Source organism: Sphingobacterium multivorum (assembly GCF_900457465.1).
Classification (GTDB): domain Bacteria; phylum Bacteroidota; class Bacteroidia; order Sphingobacteriales; family Sphingobacteriaceae; genus Sphingobacterium; species Sphingobacterium multivorum.
Genome location: NZ_UAUU01000011.1, coordinates 1,191,585 through 1,210,498, shown reverse-complemented (window position 1 = coordinate 1,210,498; position 18,914 = coordinate 1,191,585). Strand labels below are relative to the sequence as shown.

General features: G+C 40.5%; 21 protein-coding genes, 1 pseudogene and 1 riboswitch. Of the genes and pseudogenes, 12 read left to right on the top strand and 10 right to left on the bottom strand.

The window, feature by feature from the left end; translation table 11 throughout:
* Positions 1 to 447: 447 nt before the first annotated feature.
* The 12 genes from DTA23_RS22435 to DTA23_RS22380 all read left to right on the top strand — a co-directional run bounded on the left by DTA23_RS22435 (position 448) and on the right by DTA23_RS22380 (position 11,086).
* Entirely contained in the window at positions 448 to 1,077 is a 630-nt protein-coding gene (locus DTA23_RS22435) for a Crp/Fnr family transcriptional regulator (RefSeq protein WP_070567849.1), read from the top strand.
* A 58-nt stretch (positions 1,078 to 1,135) separates the two neighbouring features.
* Positions 1,136 to 1,981, top strand: a complete 846-nt coding sequence (locus tag DTA23_RS22430) for an NAD(P)-dependent oxidoreductase (RefSeq protein WP_112376102.1) — start codon at positions 1,136 to 1,138, stop codon at positions 1,979 to 1,981.
* A gap of 118 nt (positions 1,982 to 2,099) precedes the next feature.
* Positions 2,100 to 2,843 carry a dienelactone hydrolase family protein gene (locus DTA23_RS22425; protein ID WP_112376564.1) on the top strand — a complete coding sequence of 248 codons (744 nt, stop codon included), beginning with the start codon at positions 2,100 to 2,102 and terminating at the stop codon, positions 2,841 to 2,843.
* Positions 2,844 to 2,876: 33 nt separating this feature from the next.
* Positions 2,877 to 4,127 carry a hypothetical protein gene (locus DTA23_RS22420; RefSeq protein ID WP_112376101.1) on the top strand — a complete coding sequence of 417 codons (1,251 nt, stop codon included), beginning with the start codon at positions 2,877 to 2,879 and terminating at the stop codon, positions 4,125 to 4,127.
* Positions 4,128 to 4,229: 102 nt separating this feature from the next.
* Positions 4,230 to 5,072 carry a VanW family protein gene (locus DTA23_RS22415; protein WP_239468836.1) on the top strand — a complete coding sequence of 281 codons (843 nt, stop codon included), beginning with the start codon at positions 4,230 to 4,232 and terminating at the stop codon, positions 5,070 to 5,072.
* Between the two features lie 83 nt (positions 5,073 to 5,155).
* Positions 5,156 to 5,248: riboswitch (TPP riboswitch) on the top strand.
* Between the two features lie 83 nt (positions 5,249 to 5,331).
* Positions 5,332 to 6,135 (top strand): hydroxyethylthiazole kinase, encoded by an 804-nt coding sequence (thiM, locus tag DTA23_RS22410; RefSeq protein ID WP_112376099.1) that lies wholly within the window; start codon positions 5,332 to 5,334, stop codon positions 6,133 to 6,135.
* On the top strand, positions 6,125 to 6,757 hold the full coding sequence (thiE, locus tag DTA23_RS22405) for a thiamine phosphate synthase (RefSeq protein WP_112376098.1): 633 nt from the start codon (positions 6,125 to 6,127) through the stop codon (positions 6,755 to 6,757). Before thiM ends, thiE begins: the two co-directional genes overlap by 11 nt.
* Positions 6,754 to 7,593 (top strand): bifunctional hydroxymethylpyrimidine kinase/phosphomethylpyrimidine kinase, encoded by an 840-nt coding sequence (gene thiD / locus DTA23_RS22400; protein ID WP_112376097.1) that lies wholly within the window; start codon positions 6,754 to 6,756, stop codon positions 7,591 to 7,593. Before thiE ends, thiD begins: the two co-directional genes overlap by 4 nt.
* Complete coding sequence (gene tenA / locus DTA23_RS22395; protein ID WP_112376096.1) at positions 7,580 to 8,236, top strand: thiaminase II; 657 nt, start codon at positions 7,580 to 7,582, stop codon at positions 8,234 to 8,236. Before thiD ends, tenA begins: the two co-directional genes overlap by 14 nt.
* Before the next feature lie 252 nt (positions 8,237 to 8,488).
* The gene (locus tag DTA23_RS22390; RefSeq protein WP_112376095.1) at positions 8,489 to 9,232 is read left to right on the top strand and encodes a GIN domain-containing protein; all 744 of its coding nucleotides are present in this window, start codon (positions 8,489 to 8,491) and stop codon (positions 9,230 to 9,232) included.
* A gap of 238 nt (positions 9,233 to 9,470) precedes the next feature.
* Complete coding sequence (locus tag DTA23_RS22385; protein WP_112376094.1) at positions 9,471 to 9,995, top strand: DUF1572 family protein; 525 nt, start codon at positions 9,471 to 9,473, stop codon at positions 9,993 to 9,995.
* Between the two features lie 203 nt (positions 9,996 to 10,198).
* Entirely contained in the window at positions 10,199 to 11,086 is an 888-nt protein-coding gene (locus DTA23_RS22380) for a helix-turn-helix domain-containing protein (RefSeq protein ID WP_112376093.1), read from the top strand.
* Here DTA23_RS22380 and DTA23_RS22375 read toward each other — a convergent pair.
* The 10 genes and pseudogenes from DTA23_RS22375 to ureA form a co-directional block, all read right to left on the bottom strand.
* The gene (locus DTA23_RS22375) at positions 11,083 to 11,757 is read right to left on the bottom strand and encodes a DUF2490 domain-containing protein (protein ID WP_172462496.1); all 675 of its coding nucleotides are present in this window, start codon (positions 11,755 to 11,757) and stop codon (positions 11,083 to 11,085) included. The two genes, DTA23_RS22380 and DTA23_RS22375, sit on opposite strands and share 4 nt — an antisense overlap.
* 159 nt (positions 11,758 to 11,916) lie before the next feature.
* Positions 11,917 to 12,749: pseudogene (locus DTA23_RS29680) on the bottom strand (urea transporter).
* A gap of 67 nt (positions 12,750 to 12,816) precedes the next feature.
* A complete protein-coding gene (locus DTA23_RS22365; protein WP_112376091.1) occupies positions 12,817 to 13,614 on the bottom strand; it encodes an urease accessory protein UreD in 798 nt (265 codons plus the stop codon).
* 2 nt (positions 13,615 to 13,616) lie between these two features.
* The gene (gene ureG, locus DTA23_RS22360) at positions 13,617 to 14,255 is read right to left on the bottom strand and encodes an urease accessory protein UreG (protein WP_112376090.1); all 639 of its coding nucleotides are present in this window, start codon (positions 14,253 to 14,255) and stop codon (positions 13,617 to 13,619) included.
* Between the two features lie 12 nt (positions 14,256 to 14,267).
* Complete coding sequence (locus DTA23_RS22355) at positions 14,268 to 14,957, bottom strand: urease accessory protein UreF (protein ID WP_070567872.1); 690 nt, start codon at positions 14,955 to 14,957, stop codon at positions 14,268 to 14,270.
* Between the two features lie 41 nt (positions 14,958 to 14,998).
* Positions 14,999 to 15,574: an urease accessory protein UreE gene (locus DTA23_RS22350; protein WP_112376089.1), complete on the bottom strand. Its 576-nt coding sequence runs from the start codon at positions 15,572 to 15,574 to the stop codon at positions 14,999 to 15,001.
* 3 nt (positions 15,575 to 15,577) lie between these two features.
* A complete protein-coding gene (locus DTA23_RS22345; protein ID WP_146753183.1) occupies positions 15,578 to 16,165 on the bottom strand; it encodes a hypothetical protein in 588 nt (195 codons plus the stop codon).
* A gap of 158 nt (positions 16,166 to 16,323) precedes the next feature.
* Entirely contained in the window at positions 16,324 to 18,045 is a 1,722-nt protein-coding gene (ureC, locus tag DTA23_RS22340) for an urease subunit alpha (protein WP_070567879.1), read from the bottom strand.
* Positions 18,042 to 18,416, bottom strand: a complete 375-nt coding sequence (gene ureB, locus DTA23_RS22335) for an urease subunit beta (protein WP_112376087.1) — start codon at positions 18,414 to 18,416, stop codon at positions 18,042 to 18,044. The genes ureC and ureB overlap by 4 nt, the downstream gene beginning before the upstream one ends.
* 18 nt (positions 18,417 to 18,434) lie before the next feature.
* Positions 18,435 to 18,737: an urease subunit gamma gene (gene ureA, locus DTA23_RS22330; protein WP_070567883.1), complete on the bottom strand. Its 303-nt coding sequence runs from the start codon at positions 18,735 to 18,737 to the stop codon at positions 18,435 to 18,437.
* Positions 18,738 to 18,914 lie beyond the last annotated feature (177 nt).

The window sequence follows — 18,914 nt, the reverse complement described above, 5'->3', positions numbered from 1 at the left end:
ATGTGATTGTTTTGTTTTTGTGGCGCAAAATTAGGAATTGATTGTCTTTTTAACTAATTTTAACAATAGGATTATCAGACCCTAGCGCTATACAAAACAAATCAGTTTTAAGCTTCTACAGAAAAACAGCTACTTCTAAAACAAAGAGGCAATAAAAAAACAGATTAAATAAAATAAATACAACACATTCATCACATTCTTAAAAAAACACTAAAAATAATCAGAATAACATTTTGTCTGTTTTGAATAAATCAAAATTTATGAATTTCACGATTTTATATGTTAGCTGCTGGATACGCCAAACACAGCACAAAAAAACCGGTCTTTCTACACATTATTTCCACCAACATTCTTTTCCACCAACATTCTTTTCCACCAACATTCTTTTCCACCCCCAGGGGATAAAATAAGCCCGTAAATAATTAACTTTAACTAAAATAATACCGTATGTTGTCAATCCAACAAGCTTATACAGGCATTCTTGAGCCAGAGTTAATTACTGCAATAGCCAAAAACGCACACATCAAAACGTTTCATGAGGGGGATCTCATCATTGATACCAATCAATACATCAAGTCGATGCCCCTTCTCCTAGATGGAGCAATAAAAATTGTCCGGGAAGATGAAGACAAAGGCGAACTGCTGCTCTACTATTTGGAAAAAGGTCAAACCTGTACGATGTCAATAGCCTGTTGTCTCGGAAATAAAAAAAGTGAAATTCGTGCCCTCGCAGAAAAAACAACAACGGTTGCCATGATTCCAAATGAGCTTGTCAACCTTTGGATGGGAAAATACCCCTCTTGGCGAAATTTCATCATATCAAGCTATTCAAGCCGTATGGACGAAATGTTACAAGCTATTGATAGTCTAGCTTTTTCCAATATGGAAGAACGAATCATCCAATATCTGAAAGCCAAAGTAAAGCTGAACAACGACCGAATACTTACCCTTACGCATCAGGATATTGCTTCTGACCTAAACACATCCCGGGTAGTTGTCTCCCGAATTTTAAAAAAACTGGAACAGGAAGATAAAATAGTGCTCCTTCGTAACGAAATCAGGGTATTAGTGGAATGACCAAAACATTTGTATCTTTAATAGACGTAAATTTCAAGAGCTATTAATGTAATTTTAGATGAAGATAGAAAAATTAGGATTTATAGGATTAGGAAACATGGGGCACCCCATGGCTAAAAACCTGGAAAAAGCAGGATTCCCCCTTTCTGTTTATAATAGAAACCGTGCAAAAGCAGCGGGCTTTGAAGAACAATCAATGATCAGAGAAGGTATAGCCGAATTGGTCGAACATGCTGATATTGTATTCTCCATGCTCACCAATGATGAAGCTGTCAGTGAAGTATATGAAAAAATCCTTCAAGGAGATATCAAGGGCAAATTATTTGTCGATATGAGTACCATATCCCGTGAACTCACCCTGTCTATCGCATCCAAACTCAAAGAAAAAGGAGCCGCATTTATAGATGCACCTGTGGCCGGCAGTACCAAGCCCGCAGCAGAGGGCACCCTGATTATTATGGTCGGTGGTGAACAGGAGGATCTTCATCGCGCCCGGCCATACCTCGAGCAGATGGGCAAGTCGATCAAACATGTTGGCGAAAATGGCCAGGGAATTGCCGCCAAACTTGCGATCAACTATTTTCTTTCAACGATCTATCAAGGTCTCGCAGAGACGATCTTATTTTCAGATAAACTGGGAATTCAACGGAGTGATATGCTCGAAATCATCAATGATAGTGCCAGTGGCAGTGGCGCAACAAAAGTCAAAACGCCTTTACTGGTGGAAGAAAACTACAGTCCTGCTTTCGCGCTAGATCTTATGCTGAAAGATATTCGACTGGCGCAACAAGCCGGTGCCGAATATCCCCTCCTCAAGACATTACTCGATACCTACGGGAAAGCACACGACCAAGGTCTCGGACAACTCGATGTTATTGGTATTATTGAATCTATAAAGTCGTAACTTCAGGTTGACGACAGCGGAAAAAATGTACATTGAAAATTATATTTAGTTGAGATGGACTCCAAATTAGGTTCATTTCTGATCACACAAAATAATGAGCGGAACAAATTATTTACAGATGAAAACAGTTATGACACTATTGATGCTGACTATGGTCACGATGACTACGCAGGCCCAACAATTAAAACAGGTTTCTTACCAGGATGGTGAACAAAAACTCAACGGCATGGTAACCGCCAATAGGGCAAAAAAAGGCCCTGCTGTCTTAATTCTTCCTGCGTGGAAGGGAATTGACAACGAAGCGAAACAAGCGGCATTGCTTCTTGAAAAAGAAGGTTACATCGCGTTCATTGCCGACATCTACGGTGAGGGAAATATTCCTGCGGACAACACCGCAGCTTCGAAAATTGCAGGCCACTACAAGACGGACTATAAAGCTTATCAGCATCGCATCAAGCTCGCATTAGAACAACTGAAAAAAGAAGGCGCAGATCCGACAAAAATTGCGATCATTGGCTATTGCTTTGGAGGTTCAGGAGCATTAGAAGCGGCGAGAGCCAGCTTCCCCGTCAATGCCGTGATCAGTATCCACGGAGGCCTATCCAAAGCTGCCGATAGACCCAATGGTTCCATTAAAACAAAAGTACTCATTGAGCACCCTGCAGCCGATAAGAGTGTATCAAAAGAAGATTACGATGGGTTGGTCAAGGAATTAAATGAAGGAAAAGCAGACTGGCAAATAATTACCTACGCAAATTCTGGACATACGTTTACGAATCCCGAGTCAGCGGAATATAATCCCGTGATGGCCAAACGTGCCTGGGAGCACACCTTATTATTTTTGAAAGAAGTATTAAATTAAATAGCAAAGTCAACAACAGCAATATCGACCCAAATGAATTATAACGCGAAACTGCACATTTATCCGATTATCATTCAGTTGTTGATATTGCTGTTTTATAGTCCCATTGCAGCATCGCAAACAGTAAAATCGTTAACAATAGCTAGCCCTACACAGGCAGTTCTGTTTGTAACCAATGAGTCCGATAAATCAACTGATTTTATCATGCGTTTACACGAAAAAAATGCTGCTGCGATTTTCAAGCAAGTACCTTTTAGCACAACAAAGTTACTGGTCACAAAAACCGATGCAAAAAAACTTACATTTAGCGTTAAAAATCAACAATGGACCATCGATGTATTGTCATTGAAACAACGTCATGCCATGATCTTGTTTGATGGCTTAGGCAAACCCAAGATCATATACGATAGTAATACCTATCTGACAGCAGCCAAATCCATATTAAGCAACAACACACAAGTTGCGTCGAAGAATCCTTCGTCACAATATAATGCCCAACATTTCTTTGACTCCATTGCACAAGTGCAATTTATTCCATCCAGGCAATATGCAGCGGCTATTATCGCCAATACAGCTCTCCCTCTTTACTACAGTCAGCGTAAAAATCAATGTGACGGCACGTATGTCATGCAGCAGTTTTCCGATGAAAATGAGGTGGAAACTGGAGCAATTGTGACGACTGTATATGAAGAAGGCAAAGAGCTCACATCCAACAATCTTTCCGGCGGAAATAATTATTTCAGCAAAAGATGCTATAATCAGTTCGGACTTATCGACTCCATACAGTACCTTCAAAACAGCAAATGGAGCAACAGCACCATTTACCGTTATCTCCCAAACGCCATTGTTTCCTACGATCCAACATTACAAACAGCGACAATAGACCACTTGAACAGCAAACTCCAGGTTGTAAAAAGTGAATCCATTCATTTTTTATACCAACGGATAGATTGGACCATTTACAGTTATGACAAACAGAATCGCATGAGTGAAGAGCTGTCGGGCAGAAATGATCAAAGGGAAAGTCGGGTCCGTTATGCGTATAGCGATCCGAAAACAAGTGATTATATACTACGCCAAACCTTCGATCAAAATGACCAACTCACAGCGGAAATCAAGCGATCCTACCGGGCCAACGAAACAGTTGATGAATTCTACTTCAAGGGGGTATTGCAACAAAAATCAATTGTAAAAGATTTGGGAAACTGTACGTATGAAAACCTGAACTATAACGGGCATGGGAAGCTCACGGGCAAATACATACAAACAAGAAAACAGCTATAGACATAGAGCGCCCCTATACAGTAAAAACACAGGGCAAAATCAAAAAAAGCGGCAAAAGATAGATTTCTGCATTAATTTTGATAGCGATAAATAAACATCGTATTGAAAAAAAGAAAACTGATCAGTCAACAGCACCCCATACTCTATTTTTTTGCAGTATGGGTAAGAAGAATGCAGCGAAAAGCCGTCTGGCTATTTGACGACAAAAAATACAGCAAAGTTAAATCAGCTGAAAAACTTCCCTTCCGTATCAAAAAACACCAGTCTGTATTATTGAAGAAACTGGGCGAAAATAATATGCAATTGCAGATCAATAAAGTTACCAATCTGAAAATTGCTGCAGCGGAGATTAACGGCATTCTCATCAGACCGACGGAAACCTTTTCTTTCTGTAAACTCGTTGGACTGCCAACCGCAAAAAAAGGCTACTTGCCGGGCATGGAATTATCCTTCGGTGAAGCGAGAGCGGGTATTGGCGGCGGAATCTGTCAAATATCCAACCTCATTCATTGGCTTGTAATCCATAGTCCGCTTACCGTCAATGAACGTTATCATCATTCTTTTGACCCTTTTCCAGACGATGGCCGTGTATTACCATTCGGCAGTGGTGCTACGGTGTTTTATAACTATCGTGATTATCAATTCACCAACCATACACCATACACTTTCCAAATAAATCTATGGTTTACGGAGAAATGCTTAGAGGGCGAATTGCGAATAGACCAAGAACTGGATTTTGCATACCATGTCTTTGAAAAAGAACATCAATTTCTGAAAATAGACAATCAATTCTTTCGGAAAAACGAGATCTGGCGCGAGAAGTTTTTTAAATTTCAGGGTGGGAAGACTATAGAAAAAGAACTTTTGACCAAAAATTTTGCGCGTGTCACCTACACTCCCGAAAAATATATCGAAATGCGTACTGAACAAAAATCAGGATCTTAATACAGCAATGTATTCATCTAGCCTGGTCAGCTAACAGCTCTGCGTTTTTTTATATAAAAAGTCCACTTTTTTGTTTAAGTTTGATATGGCTTTGGGGGTATTCTGTATAGAATTGAGATAGTCCCTTTGAACCTGATTCGGTTTATACCGACGTAGGGAAAAGCAAACATCAACTGTACAGCAAACCTCTATACTGCACAGGCTATCTCTCTTCTTCCCGTCAAAGCCGCACGGAAACATCTTACGATAAGCAAAAAGAATGGAAGATTCAATTATCAAACTATTAGAGCAGCTGAGGCTTGAAAAACCTCTTATCCACAACATCACCAACCTGGTCGTGATGAACAATACGGCCAATGCACTTTTAGCTATAGGCGCCTCCCCTGTGATGGTACACAGCCCGTTGGAAGTGCGCGAAGTTGTCGATATTGCGCAAGCGCTGGTCATTAATATCGGCACCTTGAGTGAAGATACAGCCGAAGCTATGCTGGTTGCTACCGAACATGCCAATACCATCGGACGGCCATGGGTACTTGATCCTGTTGGTGCTGGGATATCAGCATTCCGCAATGATTTATTATCCAATCTACTGGATCTCAAACCAACCGTTATTCGTGGAAATGCATCAGAAATCATGACGCTGTACAATTTCAACCAACCGAACACAAAAGGCGTCGACAGTACGACAGATAGCAAAGATGCACTCCGGTTTGGCAAATTATTGCAGGAACAGACTGGCTCCATTATCTGCATTTCTGGAGCAATCGATTATATCCTCTCCGAACAACACCGTGTTGAGGTCTATAATGGTCATCCTTTAATGACGCAAGTCACCGGACTTGGCTGTAGTGCTACTGCGCTTATTGGTGCATTTCTAGGTGTTACAGACCAATATTTTGAAGCAGCTGTTGCCGGTGTATCCATTTTGAGCTTAGCAGGAGAACTCGCTGCCCAAACAGCAGCTGGCCCGGGCACCCTGCAATTGAATCTCTACGATGAACTCTATCAGCTCAATGCAGAACGTCTAAAATCAAAGCTCAAGATCAAACGCTATGCGCATTAATCCGCTTTTTCCCTACCCTTTATATTTGGTGATTTCTGAGCGGGACTGTTTTCCTCAAAATTGGCTCCATGTCGCCGAAGAAGCCATTACTGGTGGAGTGGATCTTATACAATTGCGCGAAAAAGCTGACGATCCGGCTACATTTTTGGATAAAGCCATCCGCTTGAAAAAAATTACTGATCATCATGGCATTCCCCTCGTAATCAATGATGCAGTAGAAATTGCCGACCAAATTGGGGCATGGGGTGTACACGTAGGGCAAAATGATTGTCAACCACTTGCTATTCGAGAAAAATATGGCGATAAATTAACCATAGGCTGGTCCATAGAGGATATGCAGCAGCTGGAAAGTCAACAAATGCGCGCCGTCGACCACCTTGGTGTAAGTCCCATTTTTTCAACGATAACAAAAGTAGATACGATTACTGAATGGGGAATTGAGGGCCTAAAGCAATTGCGTCATAAAACTGAAAAACCATTAATAGCAATCGGAAGAATGAACCTACAGAATGCTGCACATGCCTGGAACGCAGGGGCAGATTCGATTGCTGTCGTTTCGGCCATATGCCAAAGTCAAGATCCCAGAGCTGCCAGTGCACAACTAAAAGAACTATTAAAATGACAAAAGATAAAAAATACCGCGTCCCTACTGTACTCAGCATAGCAGGGTTCGATGGTAGTGGTGGAGCAGGCATACAAGCAGATACCAAAACCATATCTGCATTAGGCTGTTATGCCATGAATGTTTTAACTGCCTTACCCGTTCAAAACACACAAGGTGTTCGACGTATTTATGAAATCCCCACGACGGCCGTCCAAGACCAGCTAGATGCTATTTTTGACGATATCTATCCTGATGCAATCAAAATCGGAATGGTACACAACATTGAACTTGTGCAGCTTATCAGCACCTATTTAAAAGAATACAAAGGGCCTATAGTATTTGACCCGGTCATGGTTTCGACCAGCGGACACAAGCTCATTCACGACGATACGATTCAGGCCTGCATAGCCCTTCTTTTTCCTTTGGCAACGTTAATTACACCAAATTTAGATGAGGTGAGTGTCTTAGTAAACGAAGTTATTGACGACGTCCAAAAAATGAAAAAAGCAGGAAACGCGCTACTGACCAAAGGGTGTCAATCAGTTCTGGTGAAAGGTGGACATCTCCAAAGTCAAGAGTTAACTACCTTATTATTTCAGCACGGGAGATCTCCAATTGAATTCAGATCGCAAAAAATTAACAGCAAAAATACGCACGGATCGGGCTGTTCGCTGTCTTCTGCAATTGCCAGTCAACTGGCACAAGGCAACAGCCTAGATACTGCAGTAGATACTGCTTTGACCTATATACACGCAGCGATAGCTGCGAGCAAAGACCTGGTCATTGGCAAAGGAAATGGGCCATTAAATCACTTCCACAACCCCCTTAAACTTATTCAATATGAACTGGACTGATCATGCCTGGGAATCCATAACAGCTATTTATTCAGATATACTTGCTATGCCATTTATCATTCAGCTTAGTGATGGCAGTCTTCCTCTGGATAAATTTCAATTTTACATGCAGCAGGATGCTTTCTATTTAGAAGAATTTGGCCGTGTGCTCGCCTTTATAGGTGCAAAAAGTGCGGATAACCAACAAGCATTGGACTACTTCGAATTTGGTCGCAATGCGCTTCTTGTTGAACGGGCATTACACGAAAATTACTTTCGGGAATTTGGTTTAAGTCCTGCCGACAAGAGCAACAAAATCGAACCAACCTGCCATCATTATGTTCATTTTCTTAAAAGCGTAGCCGCTTTCGAGAGCGTTGAGATCGCTATGGCGGCAACACTCCCCTGTTTTTGGATTTATAAAGAGGTCGGCGACCATATTGTAGCCACGGCAAATACACAGGGGAATCCCTATTCCAAATGGATAGAAACCTATAGCGGTGACGACTTTGCACAGGGAGTTGTCAAGGCAAAAAACTACGTTGACAAAATTGCGGCAGAAACTACTGCAACAAATCGGGAGAAGATGCGACAAGTATTTATAACAGCTTCCCAATTAGAGTATCAGTTCTGGTTAGCAGCTTACGAACGAAGGGTATGGTAAACAAACGCAAACTGTCCGATACCGAACAGTTGATGTTCAAAAATGAGCATTAACGAAAATAGCACTCAGGAACAAAACTAGTGTTAATCAGTATTTTAAACGGATTAAAAGTTTTGGCATTACTATTATACTCTAGGTGGCAGTTAACAATAGAGCGTGTGCACAAGTGCATAAGCACATAAGAAACGATAAAAAGGGAAATTAAAATGAAACTTTCAGTAATAATAAATTTAAACTAATAACAGAAAAATAATGAAAAGAATCTTAACCATTGCCTTTATTTCATTTTTATATGTAGCTCAGGCACAAGAACGCGAAACACGCAAGATCACTGCTCCAGATGGTATTTCATCGGCAACTTCATTACGTGTAGATTATATCCACTCTAATCGCAACGAGGTTGTTGTTGAAGCAGATAATCCTGAGCATTTATCCCTTATCGAAACGACTGTAAAAAACGGCACACTCTATGTACAGTATAAAAGAAACAGTTCTGTCAGAAATGCGAGAAACAATCGCGTAATTGTTTACTCAAGCAAGATACCAACACGTTTTTCGGCATCATCCAGCAGTTCGATCTATACGGATGAAACGATTAAAGCAAACAAAATTTCTGTAGACGTATCCTCTTCCGCAAAAATATCCCTTAAAAAATTAATTGCGGATGATATAAATCTTTCAACGAGCTCTTCAAGTAAGTTAACGACAGAAGTGAGCAGTAAAAACTTGCAAGTAGCGGCAAGCAGTTCGTCTAAGCAAGAAATTGCAGGTAGCGCTTCAAATTTAAATTTGAACACCAACTCCTCAGCGTCGGTTGATATGAGCCGTTTCACGACAACAAATGCGCAAATACAAGCCAATTCGTCTGCCAATGTAACGCTCAGCGTGAAAGAAAACTTACAGGGAAATGTCTCTACGTCGGCAAGAATTGCGTTAAAAAATCAACCGAAAAATGTCCAGGTTGACAAATCAACAAGTGGCAGAGTAGTATTATAATTTTTAGTGTGGTCTTTAAAAAGACTGTTTATTTATGTTTAATGTTTAGTTAGCTAAAAGGTGATACATACCCCAGTATCACCTTTGCTTTTTTAACCGATTGTCTTTCCCTATCCTACTCAACTTCAACGGCCTCCTGTCATCAAAAGCAATTCTTTACATGGAGTCCAGATTCTAGTCATCGGGGATTCCTGGCATTTTCGTATCTTGAAAGTATAAAATCATAAACTTCAAAAGGATGGATAACTTTCTAGCGAGCTGCTTAAAGAAATTTCAATATTATAAATCACTGGGTGATAAAACATTTGATCAATTAAGTACTGAACAACTATTTTGGCAGCCAAATGATTCGAGCAACAGCATTGCACTGCTTGTGAAACATTTAAGTGGAAATATGCTTTCACGTTGGACCGATTTTCTCAGCACGGACGGAGAAAAAGATAATAGAAACCGGGATCTGGAATTTGAGAATACCTGGACAAACCGCGAGGAGCTTCTTGATCATTGGGATGCTGGATGGAACTGTCTCTTTCAAGCCATTGGATCCCTCGTAGAAGATGACCTAGAAAAAGTTATTTATATACGCAATGAAGAGCATACTGTCATGGAGGCTATTTTGCGGCAGATTGCACATTACCCCTACCACATCGGACAGATTGTTTATATCGGAAAAATATGTATCGATGAAAAATGGTCCTCTCTATCCATACCCAAAGGGGCCTCGGCATCCTATAACAAAGAGAAATTCAACAGGGAAAAATAGCCTATAAATTTCTCTGACGAGTTTTTAAAAGCTGGCAATGAAAATAGGCACTAACAGCGCCATTATACCCCATTTAACAGCCTAATTCATTGTATAAGCACAGGCAGTTTTAACACAATTTTCGCAAACTTTTAAGTATATTTGTCATACATACAACTATTTCTTTTATAAGATTTCGTTGTTAAGTACGTTGTTTTAAGACTATGAAAAATTCGATTAAGATCATCAACAATTACGAGTACAAAAAACTATTTCTACCGGATGTTTCGGAGCATAATCTGTTCAACGAGAATAAAATTCAAGTCTATCGAATCGAGAATTACTTACGCAGTATCCTGATGCCCGTTATCCCCTATCGTACAACCTTTAATTTTCTCATTTTTGTTACGAAAGGCACATTGACACAGCACCTGGAGAGTGCCTCTTATACACTGACCGAAAACCAGGTCATTAACATCAAACAAGGTAATATTACGGCTACGCTGGCAATCTCCGATGATGTAGAAGGTTTTTTTGTGGTCTATGAGAATGAAATTGTAACTGATATTGAGCTTGGTATAAACGATATTAAATTTTTCAATTCCCATCCTTTTACCACACTTAAACCCCATGTAGCGCATTGGATCCAGCAGATGCTTATCCTATTGGAAGAAGAACTTTTTACAGAAGGGCGCGTGATGGAAGTTTGCATCTCCATGATGCAGTGTGTTTTATTGAAGGTGATAAAATCGGATATAGAGACAAAAGCTCCAATGAGCAGACAGTTAGATATTGCGTTTCGTTTTCGCGAATACGTCCAAAAGTTCCATATCGATCATAAGAACGTCTTATTTTACGCTAATTTATTGCATATTTCAGAAAACTACCTCAACAAATGTGTTAAAGAGGCGACAAATAAACCGCCAAAGCAATGGATTAGTGAGATTAGTATTTTACACAGTCAGATTCTGTTGCAGGACGCTACAAGAGACATTGCCGGTATTGCTTTTGAATTGAAATTTCAGTCTCCCTCCTATTTCACCCGGCTATTCAAAAAAATCACTGGGTATTCACCCAGTGACTATAGAAAACATAAGTTTATGGCGGACTAATGCTTTTTACGGTAAGGTAGATTCCAAATTAAGTCTACGGCTAGATAATGAACCCCAAAATCTACTTTGTCATATCCCTTAATGAGATCGTTCATATAACCCAGATCCAATCGCAAAGGTGTTTTTGGAATATCTGTCATGTAATAGAAACCTAGACGGGTCTCTTTATAACCGAAACTGGACCAAGCACTGACAGGTTCGTAGAGCTTACTGATTGCAAAAAGTCCTTCCGCGCTGAGTGCCAACTCTTGCTTATTTTTAGCCGAAATCCTAAAATTCAACTGTGATTTCAGCCGGGTCCTCAATTGAAAATTCTCTTCTGTTTTCTGAAAATCAGCTGTAAAGAACTTCCGGAACTCTTGTCGTAAGGTATTTTTCCATTTCAGCCGGTCATTGAGCGTAAATGTATAGGCGTATCGCCCATATACCCTAAACTCTTGCTCGATCCCTTCATTATGGTAGGGTGCCCCCTCATCATAGATGTTTTGGCGGCGATAGCTTACAGCATAACTGTATTGCTGATTTTTGGCAAATTTATGGTAGACTTCGTGGTTTAGTACCCAAATGGCCTGTTTATGAAAAGGATTTGAATCATCGGGCGTACTTTTGGTTCCCAGACCGATGTAGGTTAGTGCCTCTTTGGTTCCCGCACTATCCAGTTTCCGGCGCAAGCCCAAAACTGATCAAGATGCGGACCTTGCTTTTCCTAATCCCGGCGGACTGACTTGTCCATAGGCGATATTTACATGAATTCCCAATAAGAGCATTATTGGGAATAGTTTTATTAAACGAGATTTAAACATACATAAAATTTTAGTTCACAAAAAGGACTAGGAAGTCCCCTCGGCTGATGAAAATTTATTCACCAACCATTTATCGATAAGTTTCACAGGGTGCATAGCCCACATCGCAAAAACAAATGGAAAAGTCAATGTCGTCCATCCGTTGTGAATCAAAAAATGATCAAAATAGGTGGCGATAATTGTTCCGATTAGAACATATACACCATCTCTAACACGGGGGCCGCTTAGCGCGATTCCAACCAAGACCGCATTGAAACTAAAGATTCCATTATTGGTCATGTCTGCAGATTCATGGCCATGGTGTGAAATATAAATACTGATAATAACCGCAGCGAAACCGTAAAGTGCTCCCATGGGATTGCTCAGGAAAACCCCAATAAAAAGATCAATCCAGCAATTAAACTACCTTGAAAAATAACCTGACCAAAGGCATGTCCTTCAATTAAGAAGTCATCCATTTCCTGAATATCAACAAAATGCTCGGGTACCGTCCGTAAGGCCAATTCTGGAATACTCAACACATACAATGCGATCCAGGTAATTAAGATAAATGGAAATGTAAATACCGGCAGATTCTTCTTTAATGCAAAACCCATCAATATGGTGGTCAACGCAGATCCGACGATTAAAGCTCCCCATACCCAGACGTTTGTCTGAAAATAGAAAACCAAAGCTATACCATAAAGCGTAGCATTAAATCCGAAGAGTCCATCATTGATATGATCCTCATCAAATTTCATCAACTTGGCAGTCAATACCCCAACGATATTGGCGAGGATTCCCGCAAAGCCCATGAGTGCCGAATCATAAATAATGGCGCCTATAAATAAAATACCCGTCCAAATGTTACCCTGTAACATAATTTGCCCAAATCCTTTAAAAAAAGCTTTTACAAAAGCTAGGATGTTATTTTTCATTGGAATATAATTAGTTGTTATTCAAAAATATGTTGTCCCATAATGCGCTTTGCATTTCTTTAAAAAGAAGATAAAGCTGTTCGGCACCGTAACCTAAAACGCGAACCATAAAACCGTCGTGTTGCAATTCACTAATACCAAACGCAACGTCTTTGGTTTCCCCGTATTGTTCATGGAAAGTCTCGATCCAGTCACTTGGATTCAAGCCGGCACTATTAAGGTAAATCAAAGTTCCCTGATGCGTATAGCCTTCCAAAATACCCAAGCCTTGTATAGGCATACGATCTGGCTGCAGCAATACATTATCTTTCACAACGAGCCTACCATTGACATAACATTCTGTCAGATTTTGAAAGTGATTGTACATGAACTCTTCACCAGACATTTTCCGACCACAAGTCACGATTTCACTAAGCAATAAGTGACAATTAGAGGCAAGATGTACAATGTTATGGCTCAAAAAATGAGACGAATGTTGTGGTACGACAGGATGGGGCACGTAAGAAAAAACAGCATTTTCACCGATATTCACTTCCATAGTTTGGGAAGAATGACCTTTCATATGGAATAGACGCTGGTAAGCCTGTGTTTGTAATTGCAACTTAGATCCGGGAGCAATATCCACTTGAATACGGTGGTCATCACCGTCGAGTAAGCCTGGGGATGAGCTCATGATCATCAAGTACGCGGCATTGTCTTTTTGATATTGTCCAACAGGAACGATACGAAACGGCTGTGTCGCATATGCATCTTTTAAAAAGGATTTTCCTTCGCGATGTGCTATTTTAATATCTAAAGAACAAATCATAATTAACGTAGTAAATTAGGTTCCTCAATATCTTGAAGGAGTGCGTATTTTTTAATCCAGCCCACGATCTCTTCCAAACCATCGCCAGTTTTCAGATTTGAAAACAAGAATGGAGAACCTTTACGCATTTTACGTGCATCATGCTCCATTACTTCTAAGCTTGCACCTACATAGGGTGCCAAATCTTTCTTATTGATCAATAAAAGATCAGATCTTGTAATTGCTGGACCACCTTTACGAGGCATTTTTTCACCTTCGGCAACATCAATTACGAAAATGGTAATATCGGCGAGATCAGGGCTATAGGTAGAAGTTAGGTTATCACCACCACTTTCAATCAAAATCAACTCCAAATCCGGGAAGCGGCTTGCTAGTTCTTCTACAGCTTCCAGATTCATACTCGCATCTTCCCGTATCGCCGTATGCGGGCAACCGCCGGTTTCTACGCCGATAATTCGTTCACGGGGAAGCAAACTATTTTTGGCCATATATTCCGCATCTTCCTTGGTATAAATGTCATTCGTAATTACGGCAAGATCAATTTCATTCATCAAACGTCTGCTCAATCTTTCCAATAATGCTGTTTTACCAGATCCTACTGGACCACCAACCCCTATTTTAACATATTTTCTATTTTCCATTTTAATTGTTTTTTAAGAAATATAAACTCTAGAATATAATCGTTCGTGTTGCATGCAACGGATATCAAATCCAATGTTGCATAAGCCCACTAAATTCCGTTCAACTGTTAAAGTCTCTTTACAGAGATCAAGTATATCATCATGTAAACCAAAAAGTATATCTTGGCCATCCAATTGACCTAACGGCACAAGTTTTACAGCATTGGTCACCATCGTAATAGCGGCATTATAATAAAAGCCGTGTAATGCTTCTTCTAGCGGAATTTCTAAAAGTGACGCCAACATGCCATACATCAAACAGTAATGACTATCTACTTCCTTCTTTTGGATTAATTCACCCCAGGACAGCATAAAATCCTGCTGTTGATACCGACTGAATATTTTATAAATACGTACGCCTAGTTTTTTACTGGCATCGCGAATTTCTCTTGGGCTTTTTAATGCTGTACATTCTTGATCTAGGGCGATCAATGCATCCATGTCCTGCGAAGAAGTTGCTTCATAGGCCAATTTCATCAAAGCAGCATCATTGTACTTCAGATTATACCAGAGGTTATGACGCACATAATTGTCCGCCGTAACTTTATCACAGACCAAGCCCTGTTGCACATAAGTCTCCAGTCCATTTGAATGGGTAAACCCTCCAATTGGTAATGTAGGATCTGCGAGATGGAGTAACTTGCCTAGAAATGTATTTTTCATTGACATTATTTTTTATATAAGTATATATCTTCAAGGACTTATCAGCTCCTTGCGTAATCTTCTCTATCATTGGGCATTAAAGCGATACCGGCTGTTGCCGCTTGCAAATTCACGAAGGCCTTGTCGTTGATCAAGAGCGGTATATTCTTCGTTGAAGACTTCATCTTCTGATGATGCTTGGGATCGACATTTGCATTGAGCTGACGTAAAAGTTGACGCTCGCCACGCTGCGGGTCAAATCCTTGTTTCGTTAGCCATTCGTACATTGACCGTTCATAAGGCATAAGCAATTCATTTGCCTCCACAAATAGAGGCAAATGTTTATTTCCAATTTCGCTGCTTACAAAAGCAGTTCGCAGGAAATCAATTGCCATGACACGGATGACTTCACAAGGTTTGATCGTTACCACAACAATTTTCTCTTCATCTTCGTACAAGACATCACCATCCTGCAAGCTGGATGTATTACCCAACAATTTGACGGCAATATCCATTCCCTCCGCTGTACGTAAACGTTGAATACGTTTGGTCGACTCATACCATTCAATAGCAAGCAAATCCAGACGCTTAGTGATCTGCTCCCCCTGAATATTCCTTGTGATTTCCGTGATTATCATTTTTTAATTTTTAATAAATAGATTTTTAGACAAGCCTAAACCTACTGTAGATCCATTGATTCCCGTAATAACTTCGTGATCATTGGGAATAGCAGCATCTTTACTATTTTTCTTTTTATAAGACAGTTCTGCTACTTTAGCTTTTAATGCCCAGCCTTTTCCCAAGGCGATACCCACAAGCGGGTACACTCTGAATAGATAGCCATTGTATTTACCATCTACCATAGTACCACCGGTAGCGACATGTTGATCGCCCCACAAATAATGCACATCAACCTGGCCAATTAACATAAAATGCTCACTCAGGGGCCAAGTATTGCTATAGAAAGGTCCTATTTCATGCGAATGATCCGTAAAATCCAGTGCTTTATCCTTAGCAGAATTGAACCCATAGTTTAGCCCCGCATTCATATTGTCAGTGAAAAAATAAGCAGCACCCACCGGAGCGGCACTAAATTGATGCCCAGCTGTTGTTTCGTGGTAATTCAGTGACCCATAAACCATGATACCTCCCTTTTGCGCATAGGCCGATTGTATGGTTAAGCACGCCATTGCTATACAACAGCCTAAAAATGTCTTCAAATTTTTCATTAGCGTAAATCGTATTTTAGCTTAATGAAGCATCATGAGCAATCAGTATTCCCTCTCTTTTATGCGCTTTTGATAAGCCCATGATGATTTCATCAACCTATTGTTTTTCATAGCTTATGGCGTGACATCGGATCACGCCATAAAAAGTAGTTATAGGGTTAAAACAAGAAGTATCGTTGTCCCAACGAAACTGTATCAACAGGTTTTGACCGCAAGATCTCGCCGTCAAGACTTACCTCATAATTCTCTGGATTGACGATAATTTCAGGTGTGGCATCATTGTGGATCATATCTTTTTTGGAGATATTCCGACAATTTTCTACGGCAAGTAAGGTTCTTTCTAGTTTATACTCTTCTTTAATTCCCTTTTCCAATGAAATTTTAGAGACAAAGTCAAAACAAGTTTGGTGAACGGCTTTACCTAAACCGCCAAACATGGTTCTTAAGATGATAGGTTGTGGTGTAGGAATAGAAGCATTCGCATCCCCCATTTTTGAAGCGATAATCATCCCGCCTTTAATAATCATTTCTGGTTTTGCGCCAAATAAAGCTGGACGCCAGATCACCATATCGGCAATTTTACCAGGCTCGATAGAACCAACGTACTTCGAAATACCGTGGGCAATTGCTGGATTGATCGTGTATTTCGCGACATAGCGACGTGCACGGAAATTGTCGTTGTCCTTACCTTCATCTTCAGGCAATGGACCTACTTGTTTCTTCATCTTGTCTGCAGTCTGCCAAGTACGTGTGATGACTTCACCTACACGTCCCATTGCCTGCGAATCGGAACTCATGATACTGAATACACCGCGATCTTGTAGTACATCCTCAGCTGCAATCGTTTCTGGACGGATACGAGAATCGGCAAAAGCCACGTCTTCCGGAATTTCTTTGCTCAAGTGGTGACAAACCATCAGCATATCCAAGTGCTCGTCAATTGTATTTTTTGTAAATGGACGTGTTGGATTTGTCGATGCTGGCAATACATTTGGATACATCGCAGATTTGATGATATCCGGAGCGTGCCCACCGCCAGCACCTTCCGTATGGAATGTATGGATCACGCGTCCGTTGATTGCCTGGATCGTGTCTTCCAAGAAACCCGCTTCATTCAGCGTATCGGTATGGATAGCCACCTGCACATCATATTGATCAGCAACCGTCAACGCTCTGTCGATTGTTGCTGGTGTAGCACCCCAATCTTCGTGGATTTTAACACCTAAGGCACCAGCTTCAATTTGTTCAACAATAGGTTGTTCAGTACCAACGTTTCCTTTACCAAAAAAACCAAAGTTCATTGGAAGATCTTCAACAGCTTGTAACATGCGGCGTAAATTCCATTTACCCGGTGTTACTGTAGTTGCATTTGTTCCATCCGCTGGACCTGTACCGCCCCCGATCATTGTTGTAACACCACTATATAAGGCCGTTTCAACTTGTGTTGGACTGATATAGTGGATATGGGTATCAATACCACCTGGAGTTAAGATGTATCCTGATCCACCATGCACCTCCGTAGAAGCACCGATAATCATATTTGGTGTAATATTATCCATGGTATCCGGATTTCCAGCACGACCAACACCAACAATTTTACCATCCTTAATACCAATATCACCTTTCACGATACCCCAGTGGTCAATAACAATAGCATCAGTGATCACCATATCCAGTGTACCTTCATCACGTGTATGAACGGAAGATTGGCACATCCCGTCACGCACGGTCTTACCACCGCCAAATTTGGCTTCATCGCCATAGTAAGCGTAGTCTTTTTCGACTTCAATAATGATATCTGTATCTCCTAAACGGATTTTATCTCCACTTGTAGGGCCAAAGATGGCGCTATAATTTAATTTGCTAACTTTTAAACTCATGACACTTTGTTTTTAAAGCCTTGTTCTTTTACTTTTTTCATTGCATTTGCTTTCGCAACTTCGGTTTCGGTATCTCCATTTGCCAAATCATTGTGGCCATAGATCCTTCTTGCACCTGCATACGGAACCAATTCGACCTCTTTTGATTCGCCTGGTTCAAAACGTACTGCAGTACTTGCGATAATATTTAAGCGCTTACCAAAAGCTTTCTCGCGATCAAACTCCATCATTTTGTTCACTTCAAAGAAGTGGAAATGTGAACCTACCTGAATGGGCCTATCGCCTGTATTTGTCACAGTGATGGTTGTAACTTCTCTACCTTCATTGCAGATCACATAGCCATCTGCAATAAAAAATTCTCCTGGGATCATAGATTATATTTTTAACAATTAGCGAATCGGGTTATGAACAGTAACCAGTTTTGTACCATCTGGAAATGTTGCTTCTATCTGTACATCATGAATCATTTCGGGCACACCTTCCATAACATCTTCACGTGTCAACAATGTTGCACCAAACTGCATTAAATCGGCAACAGTACGCCCGTCACGAGCAGCTTCTAAAAGTTCACTACTGATCAATGCAATAGACTCCGGATAGTTTAATTTAAGTCCTCTAGCTTTACGTTTTTTCGCTAGTTCGCCGGCAAGATGAAGCAATAGCTTCTCTGTCTCTCTAGGTAATAAATGCATATAAATATTATTTAAATTGTTGTTATTCGAATTAAAAACAAGTCACGGTGGGTACAGGTCACGACAAGGTCATACGACTTAAAAAAATCGTTCAAAATCGTGATGAATAGGACAGATTACACCCCTACACAGCGCAAGGTCTGTCTTTTCTCAACCCTTGTAAGAAATGGAAATTTT

Coding starts and splice junctions, on each gene's coding strand:
- DTA23_RS22435 (WP_070567849.1), top strand. CDS start 448: ATGTTGTCAATCCAACAAGCTTATACAGGCATTCTTGAGCCAGAGTTA.
- DTA23_RS22430 (WP_112376102.1), top strand. CDS start 1,136: ATGAAGATAGAAAAATTAGGATTTATAGGATTAGGAAACATGGGGCAC.
- DTA23_RS22425 (WP_112376564.1), top strand. CDS start 2,100: ATGAAAACAGTTATGACACTATTGATGCTGACTATGGTCACGATGACT.
- DTA23_RS22420 (WP_112376101.1), top strand. CDS start 2,877: ATGAATTATAACGCGAAACTGCACATTTATCCGATTATCATTCAGTTG.
- thiM (WP_112376099.1), top strand. CDS start 5,332: ATGGAAGATTCAATTATCAAACTATTAGAGCAGCTGAGGCTTGAAAAA.
- thiE (WP_112376098.1), top strand. CDS start 6,125: ATGCGCATTAATCCGCTTTTTCCCTACCCTTTATATTTGGTGATTTCT.
- thiD (WP_112376097.1), top strand. CDS start 6,754: ATGACAAAAGATAAAAAATACCGCGTCCCTACTGTACTCAGCATAGCA.
- tenA (WP_112376096.1), top strand. CDS start 7,580: ATGAACTGGACTGATCATGCCTGGGAATCCATAACAGCTATTTATTCA.
- DTA23_RS22390 (WP_112376095.1), top strand. CDS start 8,489: ATGAAAAGAATCTTAACCATTGCCTTTATTTCATTTTTATATGTAGCT.
- DTA23_RS22385 (WP_112376094.1), top strand. CDS start 9,471: ATGGATAACTTTCTAGCGAGCTGCTTAAAGAAATTTCAATATTATAAA.
- DTA23_RS22380 (WP_112376093.1), top strand. CDS start 10,199: ATGAAAAATTCGATTAAGATCATCAACAATTACGAGTACAAAAAACTA.
- DTA23_RS22365 (WP_112376091.1), bottom strand. CDS start 13,614: ATGATTTGTTCTTTAGATATTAAAATAGCACATCGCGAAGGAAAATCC.
- ureG (WP_112376090.1), bottom strand. CDS start 14,255: ATGGAAAATAGAAAATATGTTAAAATAGGGGTTGGTGGTCCAGTAGGA.
- DTA23_RS22355 (WP_070567872.1), bottom strand. CDS start 14,957: ATGAAAAATACATTTCTAGGCAAGTTACTCCATCTCGCAGATCCTACA.
- DTA23_RS22350 (WP_112376089.1), bottom strand. CDS start 15,574: ATGATAATCACGGAAATCACAAGGAATATTCAGGGGGAGCAGATCACT.
- DTA23_RS22345 (WP_146753183.1), bottom strand. CDS start 16,165: ATGAAAAATTTGAAGACATTTTTAGGCTGTTGTATAGCAATGGCGTGC.
- ureC (WP_070567879.1), bottom strand. CDS start 18,045: ATGAGTTTAAAAGTTAGCAAATTAAATTATAGCGCCATCTTTGGCCCT.
- ureB (WP_112376087.1), bottom strand. CDS start 18,416: ATGATCCCAGGAGAATTTTTTATTGCAGATGGCTATGTGATCTGCAAT.
- ureA (WP_070567883.1), bottom strand. CDS start 18,737: ATGCATTTATTACCTAGAGAGACAGAGAAGCTATTGCTTCATCTTGCC.